Origin of the sequence: Aphanizomenon sp. CS-733/32 (assembly GCF_028330045.1) — a bacterium.
Classification (GTDB): Bacteria; Cyanobacteriota; Cyanobacteriia; order Cyanobacteriales; family Nostocaceae; genus Dolichospermum; species Dolichospermum gracile.
This window is the reverse complement of record NZ_JAQMSE010000197.1, coordinates 1-10,174: the sequence shown is the minus strand read 5'-3', so window position 1 is coordinate 10,174 and position 10,174 is coordinate 1. Positions and strand designations below refer to the sequence as shown.

8 protein-coding genes are annotated in these 10,174 nt (G+C 37.8%); 4 read left to right on the top strand and 4 right to left on the bottom strand.

The genetic code is table 11. The features are described from left to right. The first annotated feature begins 143 nt into the window (after positions 1–143). From PN471_RS15655 to miaB, 3 genes are all read left to right on the top strand, one after another. On the top strand, positions 144–1,409 hold the full coding sequence (locus PN471_RS15655; protein WP_271777644.1) for a tetratricopeptide repeat protein: 1,266 nt from the start codon (positions 144–146) through the stop codon (positions 1,407–1,409). Positions 1,410–1,825: 416 nt separating this feature from the next. Continuing rightward, positions 1,826–4,543, top strand: a complete 2,718-nt coding sequence (locus PN471_RS15650) for a non-ribosomal peptide synthetase family protein (RefSeq protein WP_271777643.1) — start codon at positions 1,826–1,828, stop codon at positions 4,541–4,543. A 232-nt stretch (positions 4,544–4,775) separates the two neighbouring features. Continuing rightward, the gene (gene miaB / locus PN471_RS15645) at positions 4,776–6,137 is read left to right on the top strand and encodes a tRNA (N6-isopentenyl adenosine(37)-C2)-methylthiotransferase MiaB (RefSeq protein ID WP_271777642.1); all 1,362 of its coding nucleotides are present in this window, start codon (positions 4,776–4,778) and stop codon (positions 6,135–6,137) included. Between the two features lie 253 nt (positions 6,138–6,390). Here miaB and hemJ read toward each other — a convergent pair whose 3' ends face one another. From hemJ to PN471_RS15625, 4 genes are all read right to left on the bottom strand, one after another. Further along, positions 6,391–6,978 carry a protoporphyrinogen oxidase HemJ gene (gene hemJ, locus PN471_RS15640; protein WP_271777641.1) on the bottom strand — a complete coding sequence of 196 codons (588 nt, stop codon included), beginning with the start codon at positions 6,976–6,978 and terminating at the stop codon, positions 6,391–6,393. A gap of 82 nt (positions 6,979–7,060) precedes the next feature. Continuing rightward, a complete protein-coding gene (rdgB, locus tag PN471_RS15635; RefSeq protein ID WP_271777640.1) occupies positions 7,061–7,639 on the bottom strand; it encodes an RdgB/HAM1 family non-canonical purine NTP pyrophosphatase in 579 nt (192 codons plus the stop codon). 45 nt (positions 7,640–7,684) lie between these two features. After that, entirely contained in the window at positions 7,685–7,978 is a 294-nt protein-coding gene (locus PN471_RS15630) for a hypothetical protein (RefSeq protein WP_193890583.1), read from the bottom strand. A gap of 351 nt (positions 7,979–8,329) precedes the next feature. Further along, entirely contained in the window at positions 8,330–8,500 is a 171-nt protein-coding gene (locus PN471_RS15625) for a chlorophyll a/b-binding protein (protein WP_193890586.1), read from the bottom strand. A gap of 251 nt (positions 8,501–8,751) precedes the next feature. Between PN471_RS15625 and ald the strand changes: the two genes are divergently transcribed. Then, positions 8,752–9,843: an alanine dehydrogenase gene (ald, locus tag PN471_RS15620; protein ID WP_271777639.1), complete on the top strand. Its 1,092-nt coding sequence runs from the start codon at positions 8,752–8,754 to the stop codon at positions 9,841–9,843. The last annotated feature ends 331 nt before the right edge of the window (positions 9,844–10,174 follow it).

Below are 10,174 nucleotides of genomic sequence, written 5' to 3'. Positions count from 1 at the left end.
TAAGTAGAGTAACGTAAATAATTAAAGGTTTGTAGTAAGGTCTTTAGACCTGAAAGTAGGGCTAAAGCCCTAACTACGAGCCAATTTCAAAATCTGTTAACTTACTTAACATAGTTCTATTTATTTTTGCCTACCTACTTAATATGAATGAAGAATTTTATAACCGGGGATTAGAAAAGGCTAAACAAAAAGATTATGCGGGTGCGATAGGAGAATTTACCGCTGCTATTCAACAAAATCCTGGGTTTAGTCAAGCATATATTCAACGGGGTCTAGCATATTATGATTCAGGGGCAATTCTCCAAGCTGTTTATGATTATACTGAAGCCATAAAGCTGGATGAATATAGTCGAGAAGCCTTTTATTTTCGGGCTTTAGCCAGATTGGCATTAAAAAATCTTCCTGGTGCTTTGGAGGATGTAGAAAGGGCAATTCGGCTGGATTCTGATGATGCTGCTGCTTATGATTTACGGGGGATTGTCCGACGCAAACAGGGACATATTCAAGATGCTATTTTTAATTTTAAGAAAGCAGCCGAATTATATCTAGAACAAAAAGATAAGGAAAAATGTCAAAGTTGTTTGCAAAAAATTAAACAATTACAACCACCTCAAAAACCAGAACAACAAATAAATAAGTCTGTAGCTGTATCTATTACCTCCACTAATCAATATTTTCAGCAATTATTAACAAAGGCAGAACAGGGAGAAACTAGAGAAGCGATTGCTGATTTAAACTGGGTATTAAAAGCTGATCCCCAAGATGCTCAAGCCTATTGCTGTCGCGGCGTAGTTCAATGCAAACTTGGTAATTATCGAGAAGCAATTACCGATTTTAATCAAGCGCTGAAACTGGATTTTCAAGATGCCATTGTTTATCGTAACCGAGGAAAAGCCCGTTGCCAAATCGGTGATTATCCAGGGGCATTATCGGATTTAAACCAAGCTTTAAAAATGCAGCCTGAAGATCCTTTAGTTTATGTTGCTAGAGGTAATATTTATCGAGAAATGGGTAATTGTTTGAATGCAATTCAAGATTATAATCAAGCATTGCAGATAAATCATGATTATGCTCCAGCTTACTATAATCGTGGTCTTGCCTATACATTGTTAGAAGAAATCCAAAAGGCTGTAGCCGATTATCAAAAAGCAGCGAGTATTTATTGTGAACAAGAAGACTGGGAAAATTATCAACAGGTATTAAATAAGTTACAAAAAATTCAAACATCCCAGCCTGTAATTAATCATCAGAAATATGAAGTTTTACGTCAGCGATTGTTGCGGTTAGTGGGGGGACAATGGGAAATTGCCAAACGCTTGATTCAACAACAAGAATATCATTATCCGGGAATGTCAGATGATTGGTATTTACAAAGAGTCATTGATCAATTAGAGAGCGATCGCAATTAAAAAACATACTAACCCAAGTTGCTAGTTATAACTATAAGCCTTCTAGATCCCCCTAAATCCCCCAAGTTATCGGGGGACTTTGATTAATTTCCCCCCTTTCTAAGGGGGGTGAGGGGGGATCTAATCGAGAAATAAACCTGAATATTTGTAACTAGCAACTTATGTTACTATCTACAATTATACATTACTTTAGTTAATTTCTATACATTTTTTCTTTAAACAAAGTATAGATAAAGATTTTATGAAAGATCCCCTTTGAGTATGGCAGGTTATTATAATTTGTCGTACCATTTGTTTTTATCAATGCAAATCATTAATTAAGTCAATGGCAATAAATTAAAAACAGATGATTTTCTACCTCAACTCTATTTAGAAAGCTAGATTTTTACCAAAAATTCAATCAAGTTTATATAGCCATGAATAATGTTTACTCTGCAATTCCTCACACCTTATTCCCGAAAAGACTTATTTGCAATCGTCTAATTCCTTCACCAGAAGGCTTTATAGACTTTCCTAAATTTGAGATTGAACAGTCTATATCTAGCCGATTTGAAAAACAAGTTAATAAATATCCAGATCATATTGCTATCAAAACCCAGAATCAAACTCTCACTTATGCACAGCTAAATAAAAATGCTAATCGGTTAGCAAATCAAATTCTTGAACAAAGAGGAAACAAATTAGAAGTAATTGTATTACTACTGGAAAAAGGTGCAGATTTTATTACGAGTATTTTGGCAGTATTAAAAACAGGTAAGATCTTTGTTCCTTTAGATCCCACATTTCCCCTTGATAGACTGGCTTATATTATTAAAGATGCTCAAACCGTTGCATTTATTACCAATAATCTCAATTTGGATTTGGCAAAAAAACTCAGCCAAGCTACGATGAATAATTGTCAATTATTCAATATAGACAATATTGATAGTTATCATTCTTGCCAAAATCCCGCCATCAAAATATCACCAGAAGCACCAGCTTATATAATTTACACCAGTGGCTCAACGGGTCAACCCAAGGGAGTTGTACAGAACCATCGTAATGCTTTGCATTACTGTATGAATGACACAAAAACCTTATTAATTAACCATCAAGACAGGGTAGTTTTTCTCTATTCTTGTAGTGCTTTAGGTGGCATATTATGTATTTTTTACACTTTACTTAATGGTGCTAGTCTCTATTCATTTAATGTCAAAGAACAGGGATTAACTAATTTAGTTAATTGGTTGATTACATCGGAAATTACAATTTATCATTCATTTACAACGCTGTTTCGGCATTTTGTAGATACTCTCACTGGTACAGAATGGTTTCCTAAAATTCGCCTCGTTAAATTAGGTGGTGAAGCTACATTAATTAGGGATGTCGAAAATTACAAAAAATACTTTTCTTCAGATTGTCTTTTATATGCTAGTTTAGGCGCAACAGAAGCAGGAACTTTCTCTAATTTCATAATTGATAAAGATACGAAAATTGCCAATAGCATCGTACCTATTGGCTATGCAGTTGAAGATATGGAGGTAGTGCTATTAGATGAAGGGGGAGTAGAAGTTAAAAATGGCAATATTGGAGAAATTGCCCTCAAAAGTGAATATTTAGCTCTGGGTTATTGGCAAAAACCAGAATTAACTCAAGCTGTATTTTCACCAGATAGGGAAAATAGTAAAAAAAGAATTTATCGCACAGGTGATTTAGGCTGTATTCAACCAGATGGTTGTTTAATTCATAAAGGAAGAAAAGACTTTCAGGTAAAGATCCGAGGTTTCCGCATTGAAGTTGCAGAAATTGAAATGGAATTGCTGAAAATTAGCAATATTAAAGAAGCTGTAGTTATAGCTAGTGAAGATAGTCCAGAAAATAAACGTCTCATAGCTTATATTGTTCCTCAACAAAAACCAGCACCGACGGCTAAAAAAATTCGGCAATATTTACAAGATAAATTACCTGAATATATGCTTCCCAGTGCTTTTGTATTTTTAGATGCCTTGCCATTAACACCTAATGGTAAATTAGATAGAAAAGGATTAATGGCATTTAACTTAATTAAGCCAGAATTGACAGAAAGTTTTGTTAATGCCCATAATGACATAGAAAGTCAGTTAATAAAACTTTGGCAAGATTTGTTAGGTGTTGCACCTATTGGTGTTCAAGATGATTTTTTTGAATTGGGAGGAAATTCTTTATTAGCCGTTCGATTATTTGCAGATATAGAACGTAAATTTGGTAAACAATTGCCTTTGACGGCTTTGTTTCCTACGGCAACAATAGCAGCTATATCTCAACTTATCTATCAAGAATCAGGTTTAGAAAATACTGCCAAAGTTAATTATTCATCTTTAGTAGAAATTCAACCCCAAGGTACAAAACCACCTTTATTTATGATTCATCCCTTGGGGGGAGAAGTATTATGTTATCGCAATTTAGCAATACATTTAGGGTTAGACCAACCTATGTACGGACTACGACCTCAAGGAATAGATGGAAAACAGCCTTTTTTACTACGGGTAGAAGATATGGCTGCAAAATATCTGCGAGAAATGCAGACTCTTCAACCCCAAGGACCTTATTTTTTGGGAGGATATTCCTTTGGTGGTATTGTTGCTTATGAAATAGCCCAACAAATTCTTAGTCAAGGTCAAGAAGTCGCTCTTTTAGCGATATTAGATACCTGTCGTCCTGGTTATGAACGACGGTTATCATTTAAGAGGCGAATTGTGTTGCATATTAATCATATTTTTCGACGTGGACATAAATATTTTGCTCATAAAGTTAAGGGTTGGTACAAACAAGTTCATCACAATGCGAAACAACTTTGCAATCATTATTTGCGGACTGGTTCTCATGTCATTCTCCCTGAAGATAAAAAGTATTTAGAAATATCAAATGCTCTTAAACAAGCTTTGAATGCCTATGTATTTCGACCTTATTCGGGGAAACTAACTCTTTTCCGTACGAGAGATGAAAATCGCACTGAGGCGATAGGTTTAGAATATGATTCCCACTTTGGTTGGGGTGAGATAGTTACAGGTGATTTAGATATTAAGTATATTCCTGGTTCTCATCTTTCTCTTCTCAATGAACCGAATGTGAGAGTATTGGCAAAACAAGTTAAAATTTGTCTAGAGGATGTTTAAAAAATAGTCGCGGCTACACAGACGAAACCCACCTGCGTGGGTTTAAGGGGGTGTTTGAAACCTTTTTCGTGTGCTACAGAAGACTGGGTGCTTTCGTCGAAATATTGGGACACACATTTGCATTGTCCACTGCAAACTGCATACTCCTGAAAATGTTGCCTAAATAAGATAAAATTACTATCAAGAATAGAAAACAGACTTGATATACATTACTAACTAAGCGTAATTTCCGATGACTACTAATCGCCATTACCACATTATCACCTTCGGTTGCCAAATGAATAAGGCAGACTCTGAACGCATGGCTGGTATTTTAGAAGACATGGGCTTTGAATGGTCAGATGACCCAAACCAAGCAGATGTAATTCTTTACAATACCTGTACTATTCGGGATAATGCGGAACAAAAAGTATATTCTTATCTAGGTAGACAAGCCAAACGCAAGCAGGAACAACCTGATTTAACTTTGATTGTTGCTGGTTGTGTTGCCCAACAGGAAGGTGAAGCTTTGCTGCGGCGTGTGCCAGAATTGGATTTGGTAATGGGACCCCAACACGCTAACCGTCTCAAAGATTTGCTAGAGTCGGTTTTTGCTGGTAATCAAGTTGTCGCTACCGAGGAAGTGCATATTTTTGAAGATATTACCCAACCACGTCGGGATAGTCAGGTGACTGCTTGGGTCAATATTATTTATGGTTGTAACGAACGTTGTACTTATTGCGTTGTTCCCAATGTGCGCGGTGTGGAACAGTCCCGGACACCGGCAGCAATTCGGGCGGAAATTGAACAGTTAGCAAAACAAGGATATAAGGAAATTACTCTCCTGGGTCAAAATATTGATGCTTACGGACGAGATTTACCTGGTTCTACGGCTGAAGGTCGTCACTTGCATACATTGACAGATTTACTGTATTATGTCCATGATGTACCGGGTATTGAAAGGATAAGATTTGCTACTAGTCACCCGCGTTATTTTACGGAAAGATTAATTAAAGCTTGTGCAGAGTTGCCTAAAGTCTGCGAACATTTTCACATTCCTTTTCAATCTGGGGATAATGAGCTTTTAAAAGCTATGTCACGGGGCTATACTCAGGAAAAATATCGCCGGATTATTAATACTATTAGAGGGTATATGCCGGATGCGTCAATTAGTGCTGATGCGATTGTGGGTTTTCCTGGTGAGACAGAAACACAGTTTGAAAATACTTTGCAATTGGTGGCAGATATCGGGTTTGATTTAGTGAATACTGCGGTTTATTCACCTCGTCCTGGCACATCTGCGGCTTTGTGGGATAATCAACTGAGCGAGGAAGTTAAAAGCGATCGCTTGCAAAGATTGAACCATTTAGTTAATATCAAAGCAGCAGAGCGATCGCAACGTTATTTTGGTCGAATTGAAGAAGTGTTAGTAGAAGCTCAAAATACCAAAGACACAAATCAAGTCATGGGAAGAACTGGGGGGAATCGGCTGACATTCTTTACTGGTGATATTAATCGCCTCAAAGGGCAAATAGTCAAGGTGAAAATTACCGAAGTTCGCGCTTTTAGTTTAACAGGAGAAGCAGTAGAAGTTCGTCAACCAGTTACAGTTTAACGTCAATTGATGTCCCTTCAAGCCAGGGAATAAATTCCCTTTCTCAAAGCTAAAGTCCGTTAAAACCGACTACTTTAGCATAAATAGGGCTTGCTGATAGCGTAGCGCGTTAGCCATATAAACCGAAAACCTAGATATATTAAGAGTCTCCGGGTTAAAAAAGTGAATTAGGTACAAGGAATAAGCATTGAAACCATTAAAAACCTATCACTTTCTGGAATTTGATACTATTCTTATCTCCTGTTAAAGCCAACTAAAAAGCTTTTACTCCTGACTCCTTTTCTAATTGTCCTGTGAGCTTTTCTTGGTTGCGTCTGCGAATTTTGGCGTAAAGTTGAATAGTCACAGCCATGAAAATCACCAAACCAAAAATTAACCAAGCGGTGAGGTCTGTGGGTAAGTTATTCTTGAATGTAGCCAACATCACAATTACCACTAATAACAGCGTCGGGGCTTCATTGAAAGCGCGTAATTGTTGACCAGTCCACTTACATTCACCTGCTGCTAACTGCTTCATTAATCTACCGCAGTAATAATGATAGCCAATTAAAATCCCTACAAAACCTAATTTGAAATGTAACCAAGGTTCTTGCAACAGTTCCATGTTTGTAGATAGGATTCCCATAGCCATTGCTACCGTTACACACATTCCTGGAGTGGTAATAATATCGTAAAGACGCTTTTCCATGATTTGATACTGAAGAATCAGTATCGTTCTTGCCGGTTCTGGTTCAAAGTTCGCTTCAACGTGGTAGATAAACAACCGCACTAGATAGAATAACCCCGCAAACCAAACCACAAAGCCAACAATGTGAAATGCTTTAAACCACGAATACGCCATGAATTGTAACCTACCTTTATCAATTTACAAATGATTGCATCTACTCTCATTATCAGGTTAAGGTGATTCAATTCTTAATTTATCAACTCAAAACTTTAATTAACTGGGGAACTAAAGATTTTAAAGCATTACCACGATGACTGATGGATTTTTTTAAATCCGCTGTCATTTGGGCAAAAGTTAATTGTTTCTCTGGTACATAAAAAACCGGATCATAACCAAAACCACTATCTCCAGAAGGTGCAAACAAAATTTCACCGTGACAAATACCCTGAGATTGAATTACTATTTCTCCTTGAGGATTTGCAACTGCGATCGCACACACAAATTGAGCTTGACGATTTTCCTGATCACCTAATTCTCTTAATAACCTCTCAATCCGTTCTGTATCGCTGTTTCCATAACGAGCAGAATACACCCCTGGCGCACCATTGAGGATATCTACCTTTAAACCAGAGTCATCAGCGATCGCCCAATTACCCGTAACTTTAGCAATTTCTGAGGCTTTCAGACAAGCATTTTCCGCAAAGGTTTCTCCCGTTTCTTCCACATCTAAATCTTCCGGTTTTAAAGCTAATTCCCAACCAAAATCAGCTAAATAAGCTTGCATTTCCTGCAATTTTCCGGGGTTTCCTGTCGCTACTACGAGTAATTTATTCATTGGTTATTAGGCGGGGTTTCCCCGCCCTAATTTATATTAGTTTTACTACTGACGGGGTTTCTTCTTAGAAGCCTTTAATACAGGCAAAGGGTCAGCGGAAGACTGAGGAGGTAAATAATATTGTGCAACAGGTTCTTCTGGTAAAGTTGGACGTTGCTGCATTCGCCATAATTTAAAGACGAGGGCTATTCCGGCTGTTCCTAAACCAAAGGTGAAAAGTGACCAACTATCATCCAAACCACCAATTAGAGCATCTATTGTTCCCACTGTTATCAACGCACTAATGATAGGTTCTTTGCGGTAGGCTGACTTTAAAAAACGGGGTAATACGGCATTCATCACAGCTTACTTAGTTCCAATTAGAGTTTTTGTATAAATTTACTCAGAATATCCCAACTACAGTTTGTCTGTTTCATCAAAGGCAAATAATAGCATAAATGATTGTAATTTCCTTTGGCAAAAAAGAGAGTAGGGTAATTAACACCCACAGAAGTGATTGCTTCGAGGATCATCACAGTTATTTCTATTGTACTAGGACTGAGCCAGTCAGTTAATTTGGGGAGACAGACTGGGAGGACAAAAATCCACTAAGAACTAATGTAGAGACATTACATGGAACGTCTCTACACCCAATTCATACTTTATTAGACTATTGGTCTGTCAAGCTATCAGTAACCCCAAATTAGAAGTCTACTTTAAACCAAGCCATGCAAGTACACCTTGATTGGTAACGTATTCAATTACTATCATGAAAATAAAGCCAATCATTGCCGCTCTACCATTTAAACGTTCAGCATATTCATTGAAGCCAAACTTGGGGTCTTCTAATTTGGGGGTAATGGTTGGTTGTTGTTGTGTCATAATCAGTGATTCCTTTGTTGATAATTGGCAAACAAAAATTTACAGAGATTTTTCAAGTAAATTGCTGAAGATGGTCGTCGGTACTTAACAATTTTTAATTATTCTTTATCCATTGTAAGAAGACTGGCGAATTAGTCAAGGTGTGGCGTGAGGAGGAATAAAAATTTGGCATTTTGAATTACTGAATACGGAAATAATCAGCTAGGTACTGGCACGCTAAAGTGAAACAATCAAATAATAAGAGGCTATCAATGGAAATTGGTGTTCCCAAGGAAACTAAAGATCAAGAATTTCGAGTGGGTTTAAGTCCTTCCAGTGTTCGGGTATTACGGGAAAATGGTAATAATATTTTTGTAGAAAGTAAAGCCGGTACTGGCGCGGGATTTACTGATGAAGACTACCGCAATGCTGGTGCAGAAATTGTCAATACTGCTGATGCTGCTTGGAATCGGGAGTTAGTTGTTAAGGTAAAAGAACCTTTGGTAAGTGAGTATCAATTCTTGCAAAAAGAGCAATTGTTATTTACTTATTTACATTTAGCGGCGAATCGCCAGTTAACAGAATATTTAATTGATTGTGGCACTTGTGCGATCGCTTATGAAACCGTAGAACAACCAGGAGCAAATAAACTCCCCTTACTCACCCCCATGAGTATTGTTGCTGGTCGGTTAGCCGTACAATTTGGCGCAAGATTCCTAGAACGTCAACAAGGAGGCAGAGGCGTACTTTTAGGCGGTATCCCCGGAGTCAAGGCTGGTAAAGTCGTAATTTTAGGTGGTGGAGTCGTCGGTACAGAAGCCGCTAAAATCGCCGTCGGTATGGGTGCAATGGTGCAAATCTTAGATGTCAACGTAGAACGTCTATCCTACCTAGAAACCCTCTTTGGCTCGAGAGTAGAACTACTTTACAGCAACTCCGCCCATATTGAAGCCGCCGTCAAAGATGCCGATTTACTCATTGGTGCAGTCTTAATTCCTGGTAAAAAAGCCCCCATTCTCGTATCTCGTGAACTAGTTAGACAAATGCGACCCGGTTCAGTGATTGTAGATGTCGCCGTTGATCAAGGTGGATGCGTTGAAACATTACATCCTACATCTCATACTAAACCGGTATACATTGATGAGGAAATTGTGCATTATGGCGTTCCTAATATGCCAGGAGCAGTTCCTTGGACATCCACACAAGCCCTCAACAACTGCACCTTACCCTATACCGTCCAATTAGCAAATCTGGGACTAAAAGCTTTAGACATTAACCCAGTCCTAGGAAAAGGTTTAAACGTCCAAAATCATCGTCTTGTACATCCTGCTGTCCAAGAAGTGTTTCCCGATTTAGTTGGGTAATTGGGAATTTTTATTCCTTCTTCCTTGTGATTCCTGACTGGGCGCAGACCCTGCGCCTCTACGGACTACTTCTGTACTAAGCTGTTACGCAGCTAAATTTGATAACCATAATTTACTTGAACTTTGTGGTGCGGGCATCTTGCCCGCTAGAATTATACAAACTAAATGCACAACAGCTTAGTAGTCTGTCAAATACAGCAGTTTGAGATCAAACGCGGTACAAAGATGGTAAACTTTAAAGATGTAAAAAAAATAAAATAATTGAGATGTATGGCAGCAGCATATTCGATTGATATAAGACAGAAAATATTAAGTGCTTGGCAAAATAAAG

Bases quoted from the DNA above. Each gene is read 5' to 3' on its own strand.
- ald (WP_271777639.1), top strand. From the start codon at position 8,752: ATGGAAATTGGTGTTCCCAAGGAAACTAAAGATCAAGAATTTCGAGTG.
- miaB (WP_271777642.1), top strand. From the start codon at position 4,776: ATGACTACTAATCGCCATTACCACATTATCACCTTCGGTTGCCAAATG.
- rdgB (WP_271777640.1), bottom strand. From the start codon at position 7,639: ATGAATAAATTACTCGTAGTAGCGACAGGAAACCCCGGAAAATTGCAG.
- PN471_RS15630 (WP_193890583.1), bottom strand. From the start codon at position 7,978: ATGAATGCCGTATTACCCCGTTTTTTAAAGTCAGCCTACCGCAAAGAA.
- hemJ (WP_271777641.1), bottom strand. From the start codon at position 6,978: ATGGCGTATTCGTGGTTTAAAGCATTTCACATTGTTGGCTTTGTGGTT.
- PN471_RS15625 (WP_193890586.1), bottom strand. From the start codon at position 8,500: ATGACACAACAACAACCAACCATTACCCCCAAATTAGAAGACCCCAAG.
- PN471_RS15655 (WP_271777644.1), top strand. From the start codon at position 144: ATGAATGAAGAATTTTATAACCGGGGATTAGAAAAGGCTAAACAAAAA.
- PN471_RS15650 (WP_271777643.1), top strand. From the start codon at position 1,826: ATGAATAATGTTTACTCTGCAATTCCTCACACCTTATTCCCGAAAAGA.